Raw genomic sequence first — 20,199 nt, forward strand, 5'->3', positions numbered from 1 at the left:
TTGCCGGCAACCGGCGATGTGGCCGTGTGACGGGTCGCGTCTCAGCTCTCGATGTCGGCGACGGTGGAGGCCGGGGTGCTGAGGACGCCGTCGAACGCCTCCAGGACGGGCGTGTGCACGTAGGCGCTCTGGATCCGGATGCGGTCGGGGCCAGGGATCGCGTGCCGCGCCGCCTGGCGGAGGTCGGCGAGCCCGAACCCGAGCCCGGCCTCGGCGAAGGCGGCCTCGACGCTGCCCGGCTCGGGCGGCTGCAGCGCGGTGTCGTCGATGGCGAAGCCGAAGCGCGCGTTCGCGTCGGGGCGCATGTCGGCGGTACGTCCGGCGGGGCTGGTCAGGGCGAGGGCGACATAGTCGTCGCCGAGCTCGTCGTGCAGGTGCTGTCCCATGGGCAGCCCCGTCAGTTGGCCGTTGAAGGAGACCGGCGTCTTCTGGATGTGGGCGTTGTGCGCCGCCAGCACGATGCGGGTGCCGGGTGCGAAGCGCTCCAGGTGCCACAGGATCGACCCGGCCATGTAGACGTCGCGGGCCGAGGTGTCGGCGGTCAGGCCGGTGCCGGCGTACAGGCCGGCCATGGCGCGGAAGCCGTAGTCGGCGGTGCAGGCGGCCTCGACGCGGCGCAGGGCGATGTCGTAACTGGGCCGGCCGGCGCGGGAGACGTACAGCAGCTCGACGGCACGGAAGCGCATGAGCAGCCGCAGCAGCAGCGCGCTGAGAGCGTCCTGCTCGGCGGCGGCCAGACGGGTCCAGGCCGGCGCGGCCGAGGCCGCGGAGGCGCCGGCGAACGACCCGGCGATCCGGATCGCCTCCTTGATCACCGGGAGGGCCTCGGGATCGACCTCGCGCAGGTAGCCGGCGACCGGGGCCAGCGCGGGAAGCAGGGATCCGCCGGCCGCCGGGATGTCGATCCCGGCGAACCGCACCGGCACCCCGGCGGTGGCGTTGTGCCGGCGGATCCAGCGCAGCGGCTCGTCCACCCCGACCGGGATCGCCTCGGCGAGCTGGGCCGGCAGCTCGTCGCCGGTGCCCTCGCCCTGGGCCCAGGCGTCGAGGGGGAAGCCTTCGCTGAAGCCGTACTCGAAGGCCAGGACGGTGAAGCCGCAGCGCTCGGCCAGGAACCGCAGGATGCGTTGCCGCAGCTGGGAGAACTCGGTGATGAAGTGGGAGTTCTCGCCGATGGCGACGACCCGGGCCGTGCCGACGAGCTCGCGCAGCGGCTCCAGGTCGTCGAGCGGCGCCTGCGGGTCGAGGTGGGTGAGCGGGACGGCATGAGCGCCGAGCCAGCCGGCGAACGTGGTGTGGTGGGACGGAGCAGGCATGCTGGCGGCTCGATTCCGGTGTTGAGGGTAAAGGAAGCGCGGGTCATCGCCTCAGCCCGGGCGGCGGCCGCTCAGGGGACGAAACCCCGGCTATCGGTGCGGAACGGGCCGTACCGATGGAATGATGTCCAAGCCGGGTTGCCGTGTCAAGTACGGAACGTGCCGTACTGATAAGGTGCCGGCATGACCGACACGCCCCACCGCCGTGGCGCAGACCGGACCGAGGCCATCATGCGGACCACGCTGGAGCTCGGCCAGAAGATCGGCTACGCCAGACTGAGCATGGAAGCGGTCGCCGCCCACGCGGGAGCCAGCAAGCAGACCATCTATCGCCGGTGGTCGTCCAAGGGAGCGCTGCTGCTCGACTCGCTGCTGTCGCTGAACGAGCCCGGCCTGGACTATCCCGACACCGGCGACCTCGTCGCCGACCTGCGCGCGCAGATCCACGCGGCCGTCGACCTGCTGGCCGGGCCGGCCTTCGGCCCTCTGTTCAAGGCCCTGGTCGGAGAGGCCCAGCACGATCCTCAGGTCGCCGCCGCACTCAACGAGCGCTTGATCGCCCCGCAGGCGGACAAGACCGTCGCCCGGCTGAAGGCGGCCCGCGACCAGGGCCAGCTGTCGCCCGGCTTCGACCTCGCCCTGGCGATGGCGATCCTGTCCGGGCCGCTGTACTTCCAGCTCCTGATCACGCAGGAACAGCTGACGCACGAGTACGTCGACCGCATCCTCGACGCCCTCTTCGCGGGGATGAGGCCCCGGCCGCCCATGCCGGCAGCCCAGGCCGGCCCGCCGCCCACGCCGGGGCCGCACCGCCGCGCACGCGGGTAACGGCGGGAGCGCGAGCAGCAGCCGGAGCGCCGTGAGCGCGGGCGTTCCTACTTGCCGTGCTGCCGGCGGACCATCTCGGTGATCCAGATGGGCGCGAACGGGGACGTGCAACCCGGGGGAGTCGGGTAGTCCTTGAGCACCTCCAGGCGCTCGCCGATGTCGAGGGCACGGGCGCGGTGCTCGGCGTGCTCGATCCCGATCTGCGCCAGGCAGTGGTTCATCGCCCACTGCAGGCGTTGCGGGGCGCTCTTCATCTCCGCCTCGATGGCGTCGAGCAGACCTGCGAGGTCGAGACCATCGGGTTTCTTCGCCACGCGCTCGGTGGTCAGCGCCCAGCCGGCGCTCGCGACCACGGGATCCGGATCCGCGAACCAGACCAGGCGCAGCTCTTCGGCGTGCGGGCTCTTCTTCACCACGTAGTTCACGAGCCAGTCGTGCACCTTGGGCCTGCGCGCGTCGCGCAGCATGACGTCCAGCTCGTCCCGCCCGAACGCCTTCGGGCGGCAGATCAGGATCGCCAGCAGCCGCGCCGCGGTGTCCTCCGTCTCCCAGAGCCGGTACGCGAGCTCCTGCTGCGTCTTCAGCCGCTTGGCGAGCGCGCGCAGCTTGCCGAGGTTCACGCCGTGGTCGTCACCGTGTCGCTCGTTCACCTCGCGGATCTTCGGGTCGTCGAGCTCGGCCAGCTCGGCCAGCACCTCGGCCACCGTCGTCTCGGTCAGCGTCGTCCCCGCCACCTCGGCCTCCTGTCATCACCTGCGAGTTGCAGCCTACGTCGGAAGGCTCGCGGCGGGGAACGCCTACGTTCTCGCGACCAGGTGTGGTGTCAGCGGGCGTGTCAGTCCGGCGACGGCCCGGTCGTCGCCGGGCACGACGTGACCACCGCGACCAAGGCGGTGCGCGCGGCGATCGGGGGCACCGGGCAGTTCGCCTCGGTGGACAACCTGCTCACCGGCGAGGAGAACCCGCTCATGATGGCGGATCTCCTGCACCTGCCGAAGGCGCAGGGCAGGCGGATCACTCGCCGGCTGCTCGACCGGTTCGATCTGGTCGAAGCGGCGGGCAAGCAGGTGGCGTCCTACTCCGGCGGCATGCGCCGCAAGCTGGACCTGGCCATGACGCTGGTCGGCGAGCCGCAGATCATCTTCCTGGACGAGCCCACGACCGGGCTCGATCCGCGCAGCCGCCGCACGATGTGGCAGATCATCCGGGATCGCCGTGCTCGACCAGGGCCGGCTGGTCGCCGAGGGCACCGCCGACGAGCTCAAGCGCCGGGTGCCCGGCAGCCACGTCCGGCTGCGGTTCACCGGCCGGCACGAGCTCGACGTCGCGGCGCAGGTCCTGCCCGAGTCCACGAGGGACGACGAGGAGCTGAGCCTGCGGGTGCCCGGCGACGGCGGGGTGAGGTCATCGCGCGCGCTGCTCGACCGGCTCGACGTCGGCTCCACCGCGGTCGCGGTGAACTCCGACATGACGACCGGATTCATCAACCGGCTTCGCGTCATGGACGTGTCGCGGGCCGCGGTGCTGAACGCGCACGTGATCGCGACCATGCTGCGGAGCCTGGTGGCCATCGTGTTCATCATCGGGGTCGCGTTGCTCGTGGGATTCCGGCCGTCGGCGAGTTTCGTGGAATGGCTCGGCGTGATCGGCATCGTCGTGCTGACCATGCTGGCGATCGGCTGGCTGACCGTCGCGTTCGGGCTCGCGGCGAAGACGCCGGACAGCGCGGGCCTCGCCGCTGTCCCGCTCATGCTGCTTCCCTTCCTGAGCAGCGCGTTCGTGCCGGCCGACACGATGGGGCCGGGTGCGCGGCAGTTCGCGAAGTACCAGCCGTTCACCCCGATCATCGAAACCCTGCGCGGGCTGCTGACCGGCATGCCGTCGGCGGGCTCGGCCATCGCGGCGGTCGCCTGGTGCGCCGGGCTCGCGCTGGCCGGCTACCTGTAGGCGCGCTCGACGTTCACGAAGCGAGCGTGATCTTGGCCAGCTCGCGCCAGTCCTGCTCCTGGCCCGCACGGGTCGCCTCGGCGAACACGGTTTCGCCGAGGCGATCGCGCGTTTCCGCGGCGATCCTGGAAACGTCGGGGATCGAATGATCGGTCGTGCCGCGTACGCCGTCGCTCGCCGCGAGCAACCGCGCGGCCTGCTCGTACTGGCCCTGGCGCAGCGCGAGATCCGCGACCCCGATCAGCACCTCGGCGATCAGCGGCGGATACGTCGTCTCGACGGCCGTGTTGAGCGCCTCGGCCCGATGCCCGCGGGCCTCGCCGAGATCCTCGGTGAGGTAGCCGTACAGGTCCAGGGTCCTGACGCGGAAGGCGCCGGACAGCTCCGTGCCGGACTGCGTCGCCCGCGCCGTGGCCAGATGCTGGTACGCCTGGTCCGGCTCGCCGCGCCAGCGCGCCAGCTGCGCCTTCGACAGCGCCAGGTCGGCCAGCGCGTCCGGCGAGGCGATCCCGCTCGCGCCCCGCTGCGCTTCGGCCATGGCGGAGGTGCTGGATCGCTCGTCGCCGAGCAGCCAGTACAGCTGAGCCTGCCGTGCCCGCAGGCCGATGGCGTCCTCGATCGCGCCCACCTCGGTCAGCGCCGTGATCGCCTCTTCGAAGTGCTCGCACGCGCGGGCGAACTCGCCGCGGATGGCGAGCCGATCGGACAGGAAGTGCAGCGCCAGCGAGATCCCCCACCGGTCGCCCAGCGTGCGGAACTCGGCGAGGGCGGTCTCGATGTCGACGTCGACGTCGGTCTCGTCGCCGGCGTGCGTGTGCCGCAGCCGGCTACGGCTGAGCCTGGCCTGAGCGCGCACCCACGGGTCGTCGTCGGCGACGAGCGGGTCGAACGCGGACAGGAAGTTCGCCGGCTCCGCCAGCATCCGCTCCAGCGGCGCGACGAACCCGAGTATCGGGTGGCGATGCCCGCTGCGCTGGGTGAACCGGTGCGCCTCGTGGATCCACTTCTCCGCCTGGAACTGGTCGCGGCCGGGCCCGGAGGTCACGAACACGGTCAGGATGGTGTACACCATCGCCCGCACCTCATCGGTCACCTCACCGGGCAGCGTGGCCACCGCGATGCTCAGCTCGGTGCCCTCGTCCCTGTGCCCGCTGAGGAACCAGTACCAGCCCACGGCCCCGACCAGCCGCATCGCCTCCTGGGCCCACCCTTCGGCGATCGCGCCGCGCAGGGCCGCATTGATGTTGTCGTGCTCGGCCGTGAGCGCGGACAGCCATTCCAGCTGCTCGGCCCGGCGCAGGTGCGGATCGGCCGTCTCGGCCAGCTCGGTGAAGTAGGCGAGGTACGCCCGGCGCACCGGCTCGGCCTCCCCGGCTTCGACGAGCCGGTCCGCCGCGTACTCCCTGATGGTGTTGAGCATCCGGTAGCGCGGCGTGCCCTCGCCGTCGGCGACCAGCAGCGACTTCTCGATCAACGCGGTCAGGACGTCGAGCACCAGCTCCCCGCCGAACGTCCCGTCGGTCCCGTCCCCGCACACCCGTTCGGCAGCTTCCAGGCTCGCCCCGCCGGAGAACACCGAGAGCCGCCGCAGCACGCCGCGCTCGGCCTCGGTCAGCAGATCCCAGCTCCAGTCCACGACCGCGCGCAGCGTCTTGTGCCGGGGAAGCGCCGTACGGCTGCCGCCCGTCAGCAGCCGGAATCGGTCGTCGAGCCGGCGCGCCAGCTGATCGACGGACATGGTGCGCAGCCGCGCCGCGGCCAGCTCGATCGCCAGCGGCATCCCGTCGAGCGCCCGGCAGATCCGCGCCATCGCCGACAGGGCGTGCGCGTCGGAGCCGATGTCCTGGCGCACCAGATCCGCGCGGTCCCGCAGCAGCTGCACGGCGGGCGAGGACCCGACCTCGGCGGGGGCCGCTCCCTGCGCGGGCAGCGCGAGCGGCTCGACCTGCCACAGCACCTCCCCGGTGATCCCGAGCGGTTCCCTGCTCGTGGCCAGGATCCGCAGCCGCCGGCACTCACCCAGAAGCCGATCGGCGAAAGCCGCGGCCTCCTCGATCACGTGCTCGCAGTTGTCCAGGATCAGCAAGATCGAGCGATCCCGGACCGCGGCGATGAGCCGATCCACCGGCTCACCACCCCGCGCGCCGCCGAGCAACGCCTGGTCACGCAGGCCGATCGCGGTGAGGGCGGCCTGCGCCAGCTCACCGCCGGCCGGCACCGAGGCCAGCTCGACCAGCCACGCGCCATCCGGCAGCTCGGCGAGCATCGTCCGCGCGGTCTCCGTGGCCAGCCTCGTCTTGCCGGAGCCACCCGGCCCCGTCAGGGTGACCAGCCGGTGCTTGATGGCCATGGCGGCGACCGCGGCGATGCCGTCGTCATCGCCGACGAAACTCGTCAGCTCGGCGCGCAGGTTCGTCCTGCGGTTCTCCGCCCGCTCGCCCAGCTCGCCGCGCAGCAACGCCGTGTGCAGCGCGGAGAGCTCGGCCGACGGGTCGGCGCCCAGCTCCTCGGCGAGCCGCTCGCGCGTCCGCTGGAAAACGGTCAGGGCCTCGTTCCCGCGCCCCGCCTCGGCGAGCGCTCGCATCAAGGCCGCCACGAACCCCTCTCGCAGCGGATACGTGGCGACCAGGTCGGTCAGCTCGGAGACCAGCTCCGAGCCACGGCCGAGACGGATGTCTTCGGCCACGCGATCCCCGAGCGCGGTGACGTGGAGCTCGTCCAGGCGCGCGACCACGGCGTCGAACGCCTCGCTGTCCCGCAGCGCGATGTCCGCCATGGGGGTGCCGCGCCACAATGCCAAGGCCGAACGCAGCAGATCCGCCCGCGCGGCGGGCTCGGCGGCACGGGCCTGGCCGATGAGCTGCTCGAACCGCCACACGTCCACGGCTTCGGGGGGCACGGCCAGCCGGTATCCGCCCGACTCCGCCTCGATCACGCCGTCCGGCAGCACCCTGCGCAGCCGGGACACCAGCGCCTGCACGGCGTTCACCTCGTCGGCGGGCGGCTGCTCTCCCCAGATCCAGTCCACCAGCCTCGTCCGCGTGACGATCCGGCCGGGTTCGAGGGCGAGTGCGGCCAGGAGCGCGCGCAGCCGACTCCCCGGAACCTCCACCACTGCCCCGTCGCGGTTCCGGACATCGAACGGCCCAAGCAAGTCAACTCGCACATCAGTCATTGTGCCGAACAGTGGTAACCAACCGCGACTGTGGACAATCTGCAACACACCGCCGCGGCCATGTCAGCACGGCGACGGCCCGATGTCAGGGCGGTCGGCGATCGTGGACGCCATGACCGGTTCAGCGCTCGTGGCCCCGGGGCCGCGGGGCTGTTATGACCATGGACTATCGCGAGATGGGAACGACCATGAGTGACTCCCTCCACACCGTCACGACAATGCCGACCGCGCGTCAGTCCGGCTGTCCCTTCGACCCGCCCAAGGAGCTGACCGAGGCCCGCGAGCACGGCCCGATCAGCCGCTTCCCGTTCCCCGACGGGCACGAGGGCTGGATTGTCACCGGTTTCGACCTGGTCCGGGCGGTGCTGGCCGACCCGCGGTTCAGCTCGCGCAAGGAATTCATGCGCCACCACCCGCTGGTGGACCTCGGAGACTTCGAGGTCCCTCCGGCGCCGCCCGGCGAGTTCCTGCTGATGGACGACCCGCAGCACAGCCGTTACCGCAAGCCGCTGGTGGGCACGTTCACCGTCCGGCGGATGCGGCTGCTCACCGAGCGGGTCGAGCAGATCACCGCCGAGCACCTGGACGCCATGGAGCAGGCCGGATCGTCGGCGGATCTGGTGACCGCGTTCGCCAAGCCCATCCCCGCCATCGTCATCTGCGAGCTGCTGGGGGTCCCGTACGAGGACCGGGACTCCTTCCAGGAGCAGATCGACACCTTCCTCGGCGGGGAGACCAGCGACGAGGAGCTGATCGCGGCCTACACCGCGACCCAGGAATACCTCGCGCGGCTGGTCGCCGCCAAGCGTGCCAACCCCACCGACGACCTGCTCAGCGACCTCACCGACAGCGACCTGACCGACGAGGAGCTGCGGGGGATGGCCCTGATCCTGCTCTCGGCCGGGTTCGACACCACCGCGAACATGCTGGCCCTGGGCACCTTCGCCCTGCTGCAGAACCCGGCGCAGCTGGCCGCCCTGCGCGCCGACCCGGCGCTCACCGACAAGGCCGTGGAAGAGCTGCTGCGCTATCTCAGCGTCGCCAAGACCTTCATGAGAACGGCGCTGGAAGACGTCGAGCTGGGCGGCCACACCATCAAGGCCGGCACGACGGTCATCCTGTCCTACCACACGGCCAACCGCGACCCCGAGCGCTTCACCGACCCCCACGTGCTCGACCTCGCCCGGCAGGACGGCGGCCACCTGGCCTTCGGTCACGGCATCCACCAGTGCCTGGGCCAGCAGCTGGCCAGGGTGGAGCTGCGCGTGGCCCTGCCCGCCCTGCTCGACCGGTTCCCCGCGCTGCGCCTGGCCGTACCGGCCGAAGAGGTCGCCCTGCGCCCGGAGACCGCCGACATCTACGGCGTCAAGAGCCTCCCGGTCACCTGGGACGCGTAAGCACCACCAAGACTGGGCCAAGCCGTATCCGCACCTGGCTGGTGGCGTGCCTCGGTGCGGATCAGGCCGGCCGGATCGACCTGCTGAGTGGCTTGGGGGCGGCGTCGCTCAGCCGGGCGAGCAGGTTTAATATCAAACGATACCGTATCGAATGAGAATATAATGCGGTAATCTGTTCTCATGACCGCTGACGTTCCGCCCGGAGCCGGTGCCTCGCGGGCGACCGCTCGCCCTGGGGATGCCTCGCCGTTCGCCCTCGGCCTGCTGCTGCGCCAGGCGCACTGGCGGGTGTCCACGGTGATGACGGAGGCGCTCCGGCCGCTCGGCATCGAGCTGCGGCACTTCGCCGTGCTGATCGTGCTCGTCGATCGCGGGCCCACGGTGCAGCGGGACCTGGCGGCGGCGACGGGGTCGGACAAGGCGGGGATCATGCGGGTCGTGGACGACCTGGAGCGGAGAGGGCTGGCCGTGCGCAAGTCCGTTCCGGGGGACCGGCGGGTGCGAGCGGTGGAGATCACGCCTGAGGGCATCGAGCTTTTCGACGCGGCCCACGTGGCGGCGGAGCCGCTGGCCGAGCAGCTGGTCGCCGAGCTGGGGCCAGGCGAGCCCGAGCAGCTGAGGGAGCTGCTGACCCGGTTCGCCTATCCCGCGGGGTGAGGCGGGCGCGTCCCCGTCATGCCGTCGGGTCATCGACGAAAGTGACGGTCTCTTCGAGTGGCGCCCGGCCCGTGCGGGGGTGGTGTGTCGTGGTGTCCTCGTATCCGATGGACATGCCGCAGTAGAGGATGAGGTCGTCGGGGGGTGCGAGGAGCTCGGCGACGGTCGTGCGGTAGACCGACCAGGCCATCTGGGGGCAGCTGTGCAGTCCTTCCGCGCGCAGCAGGAGCATGACGGTCTGCAGGTACATGCCGACGTCGGCCCACTGGGGCCGGCCCATGTCGCGGTCGATGTAGCAGAACAGCGCGGCGGGCGCGCCGAAGCACTGCCAGTTCTCCGAGGCGGCTCTCTGGCGTGCCTGCCAGTCCTCGCGGGTGACGCCGAGCGCGCTGTAGCGCTCCTTGCCGAAGGCGGCGCGGCGCTCGCCGTAGGGGGACTTCAGGTCGGGCGGGTACATCTCGTACTGCCGCTCGTCCCAGGGGTCGGCCGCCGCCACGCGCTCGCCGGCGCGTTTCTTGAGCTCTGCCAGCGGCCGGCCGGTCAGCACGTAGACGCGCCACGGCTGGAGGTTCGATCCGGACGGCGACCAGGCCGCGGCGGACAGCACCCGCTCCAGCGCCTCCCTCGGGACCGGCCGGTCGGTGAACCCGCGAACCGCCCGCCGGCTCGTGACCGCCTCGTACACATCCATGATCGTCCCTCCTTCTCTGCCCGGCGCGATATTTCGTTACATTCGCGATAGTATCATTCGATACTAATTTACGTCCATCGGGAAGTGTGTGGGGCGAGGTTGGCGATCGCTCTGTCAAGGGGTGACACGCATGCCGTTCAGTATCCGGCGTGCTCACGCTGCGTAGCGGCCCGCCACGCGGCACCACATCGGGGCCGACGGCACGAACCGGAGGCCCCGGCCACGCCCGCCGGGAGCTCGTCGCAACAGCTCAGAAGGGAAACTCGCGGTCCTGGTCGCGGACGGTGACCCACTGCAGCTCGCTGAACTCCTCGGCGGCGAACCCCAGCCCGAACCGGCCCCACCCGCTGTCCTTGACCCCGCCGAACGGCATGTGCGGCTCGTCGTTGACCGGCTGGTCGTTGACGTGCACGATCCCGACCTCCAGCAGGGAGGCCAGTTTCAGCCCGTACCGGGGGTCGCCGGTGATGATCGAGGCGGCCAGGCCCAGGTCCGAGGCGTTCGCGCGGGCCACCGCCTCCTCGGCGGAGTCCACGGCCTCCACCACCACGACCGGCCCGAACGTCTCGCCGTGCGCGATCTCGGCCTCATCCGGTACGTCGGTCAGCACGGTCGCCGGGTAGCACGGCGGCCGGGGCACGCCGCCGGCCAGCACCCGGGAGCCGAGCTCGACGGCCTCGTTGACCCGGCGGTCCAGCAGCGCCAGCGCCCACTCGTTGATCACCGGGCCGACCACGGTGGCCGGGTCGCGCGGGTCGCCGGTGGGCAGCGTGGCCACCCTGGCGGCGAACCGCTCGGTGAACTCGGCGGCCAGCGGCCGCTCCACGTAGATCCGCCGGACGCACATGCACACCTGGCCCTGGTGCACGAAGGCGCCGTAGGCCGCGGCCTGCACCGCGTACCCGAGGTCGGCGTCGCGGGTGACGATGAGCGGGTTCTGGCCGCTGAGCTGGAGCACCACGCGCTTGAGATGCCGGCCCGCCTTCTCGGCCAGGCGCCGGCCGGTCGGCGTGGAGCCGGTGAAGTTGATCCGCTTGACCAGCGGGCTGGCCAGCATCGCGTCGGCGATCCCGCCGGCCTCGCCGGGGGCGTGCGTGACCATGTTGAGCGCGCCGGCCGGCAGCCCGGCCTCGTGCAGGACCTCCGCCCACAGGGCGCCGCCGGTGTAGGGCGCCTCCTCGGAGGGTTTCAGCACCACGGTGTTGCCGAGGGCGAGCGGCCCGACGATTCCCCGGCCGGACAGGGTGAGTGAGGCGTTCCACGGCGCGATCGCGCCGACCACGCCCACCGGGCGGCGGATCGCCATCGCCTGGGTGCCCTCGACGTCGGACGGCAGCAGGCTGCCGGTCGGCTGGTAGGCGAGCTGGGCGGCCTGGCGGAGCAGCTTGAGGGCGAAGACCACCTGGACCTCGCCGAAGTGGCGTCCGCACCCGGTCTCGGCGGCCAGGGCGTCGAGGACCTCGCCGCGCCGGCCATCCAGGATGTCGGCCGCGCGCAGGAACACCTGCTGGCGCAGCCAGGGCGACCGCGTGGACCAGCCGGGGAACGCCTCGTGCGCGGCGGTGATCGCCCGGTGCGCGTCGTCGGCGTCGCCGGCGGCCACCTCGCCGAGCACCTCGCCGGACCACGGAGAGTGATTGGGGTAGCAGCGACCGGAGCCGGCGGCCGCCCACTCGCCGCCGATGAAGTTCCCGGCCCGCGACTTCCGCCAGGCGCTCTCCGCTCCGGCCATATGACTTGATCCTCTCGCTCACATCGACCGGTAGGGCGACACGGCCGGACACCGGCCACTCGGCAGTCGGAGTATTCGGATAGCTAGAACTGTAAGACCATATGCTGACCATTGTGACCGATGAGGAACCCGCCCAGCGGCGTGGCCGCGTCCCGGCAGACGCCCCCGCGTCCCACTCGGTGTCCCTGGAGCGGGGGCTGAGCATCCTCGACGCGTTCACCGGCAACCGCTCGGTGCTGGGGATCGCCGACCTGGCCAGGGCGGTGGGCCTGAACAAGAGCACCACCCACCGGTACGTCGCCACGCTGACCTCCCTGCGCTACCTGCAGCAGGACCCGGAGACGAAGAAGTACTTCCTCGGCCCGCGCGCCGTGGACCTGGGGTTCGCGGCGATCGACTCGATGGAGCTCACCCGGGTCACCGGGCCGCTGCTGCAGGCGCTGGCCGACGAGACCGGGTTCACGGCCAGCGTGGCGGTGTGCGACGGGCCCGACGTCGTCTACGTGGACCGCCGGCGCAGCAACCGGCGCAGCGCCCTGGCCATGGACCTCAACCTGCACGTCGGCTCCCGGCTGCCGGCCTACTGCACCTCGATGGGCAAGGTGCTGCTGGCCTACCGGGACCCGGCGGCGCTGCGGCAGATCCTGGACCACACCGACATGGCCCGCCGCGGGCCCAAGACCATCACCAACCGGGAGCAACTGCTGGCCGCGCTGGCCAAGGTGCGCCAGAGCGGGGTGGCGGTCAACGACGAGGAGCTCGCCCCGGGCCTGCGCTCGTTCTCCGCGCCGGTGCGTGACCGGTCCGGCGAGGTGGTGGCCGCGATCAACGTCGCGGTGTACCTGACGCTGGCGCCGACCACCGTCGAGGCGCTGGCCGGGCGGCTGGAGGCGCCGCTGCGGCGCACCGCCGCGGAGATCTCCCGGCGCCTCGGCCACCGGCAGCAGCCGTAGCCGAGTCCGCGCGGTCGCCGGCATGGCGTTCCACACCGTGAATTCGCGTTCTACTCACTAGGACGTCCTGTTGCACGCGTGTTAACGGGACCGTACGGTCGGGTCACCTTCACGGCATCCTCCAGGCCGGCACCCACACCACGGCCACAAACCGAACGTGCCCGCCCGGCCAAATCCCAAGTGCACCCCTCTGGTGTCCCGGCAGCGCGCTTCGCCATGCCTGCAGGACACTGCTCGGCATAAGGAGTCCTCGCGTGAGCGACGCTTCCCCCGGCGGTATGAACCGCCGTTCCTTCCTCAGCGCGGTCGGCCTGGGCGCCGCCGCGGTCGGCGGCGCCCCGCTGCTGAGCGCCTGTGGCGGCCTCAAGGGCACCGGCGCATCGTCCTCCGACGTCCTGAAGATCGGGTACGTCAGCCCGCAGACCGGCGCGCTGGCCGGCTTCGCCACCGCCGACAACTTCGTGGTCAAGCAGATCACCGAGGCGCTGCGGGGCGGCTTCACCGCCGGCGGGAAGAAGCGCACCGTCGAGATCATCGTCAAGGACACCCAGTCCAACCCGAACCGGGCCACCGAGGTCACCCGCCAGCTGATCAACAGCGACAAGGTGGACCTCATCGTCGGCTCCTCCACCCCGGACACCACCAACCCGGTGGCCGACCAGTGCGAGGCCAACGGCATCCCGAACGTCACCACGATCGCCCCGTGGGAGGCGTGGTTCCACGGCCGCAACGGCAAGGACGGCGAGGGCTTCAAGTACACGACGCTGTTCTTCTTCGGCATGCAGGAGTTCGCCGACTGCTTCTTCCCGATGTGGCAGCGGATCGGCGTGGACAACAAGAGCGTCGCGGCGCTGTGGCCCAACGACACCGACGCCAACGCCTTCCGCAAGGGGCTCGGCCCGATGATCACCAAGGCCGGCTACGAACTGGTGGACGGCGGCGCCTACCAGGGCGGGGCGACCGACTTCAGCTCGCAGATCGCCAAGTACAAGTCGTCGGACGCCGAGCTGTTCACCTGCACTCCCATCCCGCCCGACTTCCAGACGTTCTGGAAGCAGGCCAGGCAGCAGGGCTTCAAGCCGAAGCTGGCCACCGTCGCCAAGGTCATGCTCTTCCCCTCCGAGGCCGAGGCGCTCGGCCCGCTCGCGAGCAACATCGCCACCGACTTCTGGTGGAGCCCGGCTCACCCGTACAAGTCGGTGCTGGACGGCAAGAGCGCCAAGCAGCTCGCCGACGACTTCGCCGCCTCCTCCGGCAAGCAGTGGACGCAGGCGCTCGGCTCGGTGTACTCGCTGTTCGAGATCGCCGTACAGGCGTTCAAGAACGCGGCCGACCCCAAGGACCGCGACGACGTGGCCGACAAGCTGCGCACCATGAAGCTCAGCTGCATGAGCGGCGACCTGGACTTCACCGCCGGGCCGCAGCCGGGCATCGCGATCCAGCACCCGGTCGGCGGCCAGTGGCGCGAGGGCACCAAGTTCCCCTGGGACGTCACCATCGTGGACAACACGGCGAACAAGGCCGTCCCCATCGGGGGCGACCTGCTGCCGACCAGCGCATGATGACCGCACCACTGCTGCGGCTGGAGAACATCGCCAAGAGCTTCGGCCAGGTGACCGTCGCCAGGGACCTGACGCTCTCGCTGGAGCCGGGTGAGGCACTGGGGATCGTCGGGCCGAACGGCGCGGGCAAGTCCACGCTGTTCGCCATGATCTCCGGCGACCTGCGCCCGGACGGCGGCGCGGTGTGGCTGGACGGGCGGGACGTCACCGGCGTCCCGCCGCACGCCCGCACCCGCGACGGCATCGGCCGCACCTATCAGGTGCCGCGGCCGTTCACCCACCTCACCGTGTTCGAGAACGTGCTGGTGTGCGCGCACCAGGGCGCCGGGCTGCACGGCAGGGAAGCCTGGTCGCAGGCCATGGACGTGCTGGAGCGCACCGGCCTGGCCGGGCTGGCCAACACCGCCGCCGGCCGGCTCACCCTGCTGCAGCGCAAGCGGCTGGAGGTGGCCCGCGCGCTCGGCACCCGGCCCAGGCTGCTGCTGCTCGACGAGGTCGCCGGCGGGCTCACCGAGCCCGAGGTGGCCGAGCTGGTCGAGGTGATCAGGCGGCTGCACGCCGACGGGCTCGGCATCGTGTGGATCGAGCACGTGGTGCACGCGCTGGTGAAGACCGTCGGCCGGATGGTCTGCCTGGCCGGCGGCGACGTGGTGGCCGACGGCGAGCCGGTCGCGGTGCTCGCGGACCCGAAAGTACGCGAGCTGTACCTGGGCGCCGGGCCGGAGACGGGCCTGACCGGGGAGGACGGATCGTGACGCTGCTGTCGGTCCGCGACCTCACCGTCCACCACGGCCTGCTGCGCGCGGTGGACGGGCTCAGCCTGGAGGTGGAGCCGGGCGAGGTGCTGGCGATCATCGGTGCCAACGGCGCCGGCAAGTCCACGCTGCTGCGTGCCCTGGCCGGGCTCAACCTGCCCACGTCGGGGACCGTCCACCTCGGGGGCCGCGACATCACCCGCTTCCCCGCGCACAAGCGCACCTCGGCGGGGATCGCGCTGGTGCCGGAAGGCCGGCGGCTGTTCCGCTCCCTCACCGTGGAGGAGAACCTGCTCACCGGCGCGTACCGCAAGCGCCCCGGCCCCTGGTCGGTGGAGCGGGTCTACGAGCTGTTCCCGTGGATGACCGAGCGGCGGCGGCAGAACGCGGCGCAGCTGTCCGGCGGCGAGCAGCAGGCGGTGGCCATCGGCCGCGCGCTGCTGTCCAACCCCGACCTGCTGCTCGTCGACGAGCTGTCGCTGGGCCTGGCGCCGGTGGTGGTGCGCCGCATCTACCAGGTGCTGCCGGAGATCGTCGCGGCCGGGACCACCGCGCTCATCGTCGAGCAGGACGTCTCGCAGGCCCTGCGGGTCGCCGACCGGGTGCACTGCCTGCTGGAGGGCCGCTCGGTGCTGGCCGGCCGGCCCGCCGAGCTGACCGCCGAGCAGGTCGGCCACGCCTACTTCGGCATCGGCGACACGGTACAGGACGGTGCCGCGAAGGACGCCGCGAAGGACGGCGTGGTGCGGGACGGTGCCGCGAAGGACGGCGCGCTGAAAGACATGGAAGAAGGTCGGCACTGACATGCAATGGTTCAACGCGGTCGTCCAGGGACTGCTGCTCGGCGGCCTGTACGCGCTGTTCGCGACCGGCCTGTCACTGATGTTCGGCGTGATGCGGATCGTCAACCTCGGCCACGGCGACCTGGCCGTCGTCGCCTCGTTCCTGGCCCTCGCCCTGGTCGGCGGCACCGGGCTGCCGCTGTGGGTGGTCATCGTGGTGACCGTGCCGTTGTTCGCGGTGCTCGGCTACCTGACCCAGCGAGTGCTGCTGCAGCGCAGCCTGAGCTCCGGGCCGCTCGCCACCCTGCTGGTCACGTTCGGGCTGTCCATCGTGCTGCAGAACCTGCTGCTGGAGCTGTTCTCCGCCGACACCCGCACCCTGGACGGGGGCTCGTTCGCCACCGCCTCGTTCTGGCTGGCCGGCTCCGTCTCGGTGGGCTGGCTGCCGCTGGCCACGTTCGTGCTGGCCTGCGCCGTGCTGGCCGGCATCCAGATGTTCCTGTCCCGCACCGGGCTGGGCCGCATGCTGCGCGCCTCCTCCGACGACCGGGAGACCGCGAACCTGGTGGGCGCCGACAGCCGGCACGTGTACGGGGTGGCCACCGCCATCGCCTTCGCCACGGTGGCGCTGGCCGGGCTGATGTTCGCGATGCGTTCGTCGTTCGACCCGGCCATCGGCCCGTCCCGGCTGATCTTCGCGTTCGAGGCGGTCGTCATCGGCGGCCTCGGCTCGCTGTGGGGGACCCTGCTGGGCGGCATGGTGCTGGGCGTCACCCAGTCGCTCGGCGCGCAGATCGACCCGGCGATGACGCTGCTCGCCGGCCACCTCGTCTTCCTCGCCGTGCTGGCCTTCCGGCCGCAGGGCCTGCTCGCGGGACGGACCGCATGACCCTCTCTCACCTGCTGACCGACCGGGCGGCGGCCGCCCTGGACGTTCGCCGTGCCGCCCGTACCTCCAAGGTGTCGGGTGGAGCGCTCCTCGCCGTCGTGGTGGTGCTCGGTGCGCTGCCGTACGTGGTGTTCAGCGACGTCACCGACACGCTCGTCAACCTGTTCGTGCTGGTCGCGCTGGCGAGCATGTGGAACCTGCTGGCCGGGTTCGGCGGCCTGGTCTCGGTGGGCCAGCAGGCCTTCGTCGGGATCGGCGCCTACAGCGTGATCGCGCTGGCCGACGCGGGGGTCCAGCCGTACCTGGCGGTGCCGCTGGCCGCGCTCACCTGCGCGGTGTTCGCGGTGCCCACCTCGTGGCTGGCGTTCCGGCTGCGCGGCGACTACTTCGCCGTCGGGACCTGGGTGATCGCCGAGGTGTACCGGCTGCTGGTGGTGCGGGTCGACGCCCTGGGCGGAGCCAGCGGCAAGGGCCTGGCCGGGCTGTCCGGCCTGGACCCCGCGCTGCGCGGCGCGCTGACGTACTGGGTGGCGCTCGCGCTGGCGCTGGCCACGGTCGGCGGCTGCTACCTGCTGCTGCGCGGCCGGCTGGGGCTGTCGCTGATGGCGGTGCGCGACGAGGAGACCGCCGCGAGCGCCGCCGGCATCGACGTGACCCGGGCCAAGCGGATCGTGTACCTGGTGTCGGCCGCGGGGTGCGGCGCGGCGGGCGGGGTGATCACGATCAGCTCGCTCAGCGTCAATCCGGACGCGATCTTCAACGTGCAGTGGTCGGCGTACATGATCTTCATCGTGCTGATCGGCGGCATCGGGTTCGTCGAGGGGCCGCTGGTGGGCGCGATTGCGTTCTTCGCGCTGCAGCAGCTGCTGGCCGACTTCGGCTCCTGGTACCTGGTGATCCTGGGTGCCGTCGGCATCGCGACCGCGCTCTGGCTGCCGGGCGGGCTGTGGGGGCTGGCGCGGGACCGTACCGGGCTCAGCCTGTTCCCGGTCGGCTATTTCGTACGGGGCACCGATGCCCGCTGAACCCGCGACCGAGACGGCCACCGCGGCCTCGGCGGCCATCGCCCGCGGCGAGCTGTCACCGGTCGAGCTGACCGAGCACCTGCTGGCCCGGATCGCCGCGACCGAGCCCGCGCTGCACGCCTACGCCACCGTCACCGCCGAGGCCGCGCTCGCCCGCGCGAAGGCCCTTGCCGGCGAACCGGCCCGCGGCCCGCTGCACGGCGTCCCGATCGGGATCAAGGATCTGATCGACACGGCCGGCGTGCCCACCAGTTACGGCTCGCCCCGGTTCGTCGGGCACGTGCCGGGCCGGGACGCGACGGCGGTGGCCCGGCTGCTGGACGCCGGGACGGTGATCCTCGGCAAGCACACCACGCACGAGCTGGCCTGGGGCGGCCGTACCGACAGCGCGTTCTTCGGCCCGACGCACAATCCGTACCGGCTCGGCCACATCCCCGGCGGGTCGTCCGGCGGGTCGGCGGCCTCGGTCGCCGCCGGCAGCTCGCTGGGCGGCCTCGGCTCGGACACGGCCGGCAGCGTGCGCATCCCCGCCGCGCTGAGCGGCTGCGTCGGTCTCAAGCCGAGCCGCGGCCGGATCCCGCTGGACGGCGTGCTGCCGCTGGCCCCGTCGCTGGACCACCTCGGGGTGCTGGCCCGTACCGTGGACGACGCGGCGCTGCTCATGAGCGGGCTCGCCGCCCCCGTCCAGGACCAGCCGCCGCGGCGGCCACGGGTGGGCTGGCTGGGCGGCTGGTTCGGCGCGGTGCTCGCCCCGGAGGTGCGCGCGGTGCTCGCCGCCGTGCGGGCCCGGCTGGAGGACGCCGGGGTCGCCGTCGTGGACGTCGCCGTGCCGGACGAGCCGCTGATGCCGGAGGCGCCGCTGGCCCGGATAGTACGCGAGGCCGGCGCCTTTCACCGGGCGGCTTTCCAGGCCGACCCGGCGCTGTTCGGGGCGGACATCGCCGAGCTGATGCGGCTGCCCGCGCCGCCCGCCGGGCAGGCCGAGCGGCAGGAGGCCGCGCTGGGCCGGATCGTCGGCGCGCTGCGCTCCGCGCTGGACGACTGCGACGTGCTGGCCTGCGCCACCGTGCCGGTGACGGCGCCGCCCGTCGGCGCGGGCACCGTCATGGTGGACGGCCGCGAGTGGCCGGTCGAGCTGATGCTGACCCGGCTGACCGCGCCGTTCAACGCGGCCGGGTTGCCCGCGATCTCGGTGCCGGTGGCCCTGGCCGGCGGCCTGCCCGTCGGGCTGCAGCTCGCCGGCGGCCCCATGCGCGACACCACCGTGTTGGCGGCGGCCCGCCTCGTCGAACGGTTGACCCCGCCACTTCCGGCCCCCGGCGTCTCCGGGCCCGCCATCCCCGCGGAACGACACGAAGGAGAGCGGCGATGAGAGTGACGGCCGCGGTCGTCGACAAGCTCGGCGGCAGGTTCCAGATCGAGGATCTCGACCTCGACGAGCCGGGACCGGGCGAGGCCCTGGTGCGGATCGTCGCGTCGGGCGTCTGCCACACCGACACGATCACCCGGCACGGAGACCTGCCGATGCCGTTCCCCTCCGTGCTCGGCCACGAGGGCGCCGGCGAGGTGGTGGCGGTCGGCGCGGGCGTCTCCGCCGTGCGGCCCGGTGACCACGTGGTCATCGGCTGGCCCTCGTGCGGTGCCTGCCGCAACTGCCGCGACGGGGAGCCGCGCTACTGCGCCCGCCTCGGCGAGGCGCTGTGCGGCGGCGGACGGCTGCTCGGCCCGCGCGCCGGAGAGAGCGCGCTGCGCCGGCCGGACGGGTCGCCGGTGCACAGCCACTTCTTCGGCCAGTCGTCCTTCTCGACCTACGCGCTCACGTGGGCGGACGCCCTCGTCGTCGTGCCGCGGGACGCGCCGCTGGAGCTGCTGGGCCCGCTCGCCTGCGGCATCTCCACCGGGGCCGGGGCGGTGCTGAACACCCTCAAGCCGGGTCCGGGCGCGAGCCTGGTGATCTACGGCGCCGGGGCGGTCGGCCTGGCCGCGGTGATGGCGGCCCGGCTCTCGCCCGCCACGAAGATCATCGCGGTCGACCGGCACCGGTCCCGGCTCGACCTGGCCATGGAGTTCGGCGCCACCCACACGATCGACGCCTCCCGGACCGACCCGGTCGCCGAGGTGCACCGCGTCTGCGGCGGTCCGGCCGACTACGCGCTGGAATGCACCGGCGTCATCCCGGTCGTACGCCAGGCGGCCGACAGCGTCGGCATGCTGGGCACCTGCGTGCTCATCGGCGGCGCCCCGGCGGGAGCCGAGTTCGGCCTCGACCACCTGTCGACGCTGTGGGGCAAGCGCGTCATCGGCACGCTGGGCGGCAGCGGCCGCAGCGAGCCGCTCATCGGCACCCTGGTCGAGCTGCACCGGCAGGGACGGTTCCCGTTCGACCGATTGGTGCGCTTCTACGACCTGGCCGACCTCGAAACGGCGCTGGAAGACAGTCATCGGGGCGAGGTGCTCAAACCCGTCCTCCGCATGAGCCACTGAAGACGT

The 20,199-nt window shown here is 72.1% G+C and carries 18 protein-coding genes and 2 pseudogenes; 13 read left to right on the forward strand and 7 right to left on the reverse strand.

The window, feature by feature from the left end; translation table 11 throughout:
- Positions 1-41: 41 nt before the first annotated feature.
- Positions 42-1,316 carry an erythromycin esterase family protein gene (locus ETD85_RS06535; protein ID WP_138688689.1) on the reverse strand — a complete coding sequence of 425 codons (1,275 nt, stop codon included), beginning with the start codon at positions 1,314-1,316 and terminating at the stop codon, positions 42-44.
- A gap of 183 nt (positions 1,317-1,499) precedes the next feature.
- On the opposite strand from ETD85_RS06535, the gene ETD85_RS06540 reads away from it, so the two are divergent.
- The gene (locus ETD85_RS06540; protein WP_138688690.1) at positions 1,500-2,144 is read left to right on the forward strand and encodes a TetR/AcrR family transcriptional regulator; all 645 of its coding nucleotides are present in this window, start codon (positions 1,500-1,502) and stop codon (positions 2,142-2,144) included.
- 47 nt (positions 2,145-2,191) lie between these two features.
- Here ETD85_RS06540 and ETD85_RS06545 read toward each other — a convergent pair whose 3' ends face one another.
- Positions 2,192-2,878: a DNA alkylation repair protein gene (locus tag ETD85_RS06545; protein WP_138688691.1), complete on the reverse strand. Its 687-nt coding sequence runs from the start codon at positions 2,876-2,878 to the stop codon at positions 2,192-2,194.
- Positions 2,879-2,979: 101 nt separating this feature from the next.
- Positions 2,980-3,114, reverse strand: a complete 135-nt coding sequence (locus ETD85_RS67870; RefSeq protein WP_449290103.1) for a hypothetical protein — start codon at positions 3,112-3,114, stop codon at positions 2,980-2,982.
- Here ETD85_RS67870 and ETD85_RS67875 point away from each other — a divergent pair.
- Positions 3,050-3,247 (forward strand): annotated as a pseudogene (locus tag ETD85_RS67875) (ABC transporter); the annotation flags it as partial. The gene ETD85_RS67870 and the pseudogene ETD85_RS67875 sit on opposite strands and share 65 nt — an antisense overlap.
- Here the strand turns inward: ETD85_RS67875 and ETD85_RS67880 are convergent.
- On the reverse strand, positions 3,220-3,348 hold the full coding sequence (locus tag ETD85_RS67880) for a hypothetical protein (RefSeq protein ID WP_449290104.1): 129 nt from the start codon (positions 3,346-3,348) through the stop codon (positions 3,220-3,222). The pseudogene ETD85_RS67875 and the gene ETD85_RS67880 overlap by 28 nt on opposite strands.
- An 11-nt stretch (positions 3,349-3,359) precedes the next feature.
- Between ETD85_RS67880 and ETD85_RS67885 the strand changes: the two genes are divergently transcribed.
- Positions 3,360-4,091: an ABC transporter permease gene (locus tag ETD85_RS67885; protein ID WP_449290105.1), complete on the forward strand. Its 732-nt coding sequence runs from the start codon at positions 3,360-3,362 to the stop codon at positions 4,089-4,091.
- 13 nt (positions 4,092-4,104) lie between these two features.
- Here the strand turns inward: ETD85_RS67885 and ETD85_RS06560 are convergent, their stop codons facing one another.
- Positions 4,105-7,203 carry an AfsR/SARP family transcriptional regulator gene (locus tag ETD85_RS06560; protein WP_240778989.1) on the reverse strand — a complete coding sequence of 1,033 codons (3,099 nt, stop codon included), beginning with the start codon at positions 7,201-7,203 and terminating at the stop codon, positions 4,105-4,107.
- A 251-nt stretch (positions 7,204-7,454) separates the two neighbouring features.
- Here ETD85_RS06560 and ETD85_RS06565 point away from each other — a divergent pair, with 251 nt between their 5' ends.
- A complete protein-coding gene (locus ETD85_RS06565) occupies positions 7,455-8,663 on the forward strand; it encodes a cytochrome P450 (RefSeq protein ID WP_138688693.1) in 1,209 nt (402 codons plus the stop codon).
- Positions 8,664-8,843: 180 nt separating this feature from the next.
- A complete protein-coding gene (locus ETD85_RS06570; RefSeq protein WP_170246531.1) occupies positions 8,844-9,320 on the forward strand; it encodes a MarR family winged helix-turn-helix transcriptional regulator in 477 nt (158 codons plus the stop codon).
- A gap of 16 nt (positions 9,321-9,336) precedes the next feature.
- Here the strand turns inward: ETD85_RS06570 and ETD85_RS06575 are convergent, their stop codons facing one another.
- Both ETD85_RS06575 and ETD85_RS06580 read right to left on the reverse strand, forming a co-directional pair.
- Positions 9,337-10,011 (reverse strand): nitroreductase, encoded by a 675-nt coding sequence (locus ETD85_RS06575; protein ID WP_138688694.1) that lies wholly within the window; start codon positions 10,009-10,011, stop codon positions 9,337-9,339.
- A 250-nt stretch (positions 10,012-10,261) separates the two neighbouring features.
- Positions 10,262-11,743, reverse strand: coding sequence for an aldehyde dehydrogenase family protein (locus tag ETD85_RS06580; protein ID WP_138688695.1), 1,482 nt, complete (start codon positions 11,741-11,743; stop codon positions 10,262-10,264).
- 113 nt (positions 11,744-11,856) lie between these two features.
- Here ETD85_RS06580 and ETD85_RS06585 point away from each other — a divergent pair, with 113 nt between their 5' ends.
- The 8 genes and pseudogenes from ETD85_RS06585 to ETD85_RS06620 all read left to right on the forward strand — a co-directional run bounded on the left by ETD85_RS06585 (position 11,857) and on the right by ETD85_RS06620 (position 20,193).
- The gene (locus tag ETD85_RS06585) at positions 11,857-12,696 is read left to right on the forward strand and encodes an IclR family transcriptional regulator (RefSeq protein WP_240778990.1); all 840 of its coding nucleotides are present in this window, start codon (positions 11,857-11,859) and stop codon (positions 12,694-12,696) included.
- 254 nt (positions 12,697-12,950) lie between these two features.
- A complete protein-coding gene (locus ETD85_RS06590) occupies positions 12,951-14,258 on the forward strand; it encodes an ABC transporter substrate-binding protein (RefSeq protein WP_138688697.1) in 1,308 nt (435 codons plus the stop codon).
- Positions 14,259-14,329: 71 nt separating this feature from the next.
- Positions 14,330-15,013 (forward strand): annotated as a pseudogene (locus tag ETD85_RS06595) (ABC transporter ATP-binding protein); the annotation flags it as partial.
- Positions 15,010-15,816: an ABC transporter ATP-binding protein gene (locus ETD85_RS06600; protein ID WP_240778992.1), complete on the forward strand. Its 807-nt coding sequence runs from the start codon at positions 15,010-15,012 to the stop codon at positions 15,814-15,816. The pseudogene ETD85_RS06595 and the gene ETD85_RS06600, both read left to right, overlap by 4 nt.
- A gap of 1 nt (position 15,817) precedes the next feature.
- The gene (locus tag ETD85_RS06605) at positions 15,818-16,684 is read left to right on the forward strand and encodes a branched-chain amino acid ABC transporter permease (RefSeq protein ID WP_138688698.1); all 867 of its coding nucleotides are present in this window, start codon (positions 15,818-15,820) and stop codon (positions 16,682-16,684) included.
- The gene (locus ETD85_RS06610) at positions 16,681-17,709 is read left to right on the forward strand and encodes a branched-chain amino acid ABC transporter permease (RefSeq protein WP_138688699.1); all 1,029 of its coding nucleotides are present in this window, start codon (positions 16,681-16,683) and stop codon (positions 17,707-17,709) included. Before ETD85_RS06605 ends, ETD85_RS06610 begins: the two co-directional genes overlap by 4 nt.
- Positions 17,699-19,081: an amidase gene (locus ETD85_RS06615; protein WP_138688700.1), complete on the forward strand. Its 1,383-nt coding sequence runs from the start codon at positions 17,699-17,701 to the stop codon at positions 19,079-19,081. The genes ETD85_RS06610 and ETD85_RS06615 overlap by 11 nt, the downstream gene beginning before the upstream one ends.
- Entirely contained in the window at positions 19,078-20,193 is a 1,116-nt protein-coding gene (locus ETD85_RS06620) for an NAD(P)-dependent alcohol dehydrogenase (RefSeq protein WP_138688701.1), read from the forward strand. Before ETD85_RS06615 ends, ETD85_RS06620 begins: the two co-directional genes overlap by 4 nt.
- Positions 20,194-20,199: the final 6 nt, after the last annotated feature.

The sequence above is a fragment of the Nonomuraea zeae genome, from assembly GCF_005889725.1.
GTDB lineage: Bacteria > Actinomycetota > Actinomycetes > Streptosporangiales > Streptosporangiaceae > Nonomuraea > Nonomuraea zeae.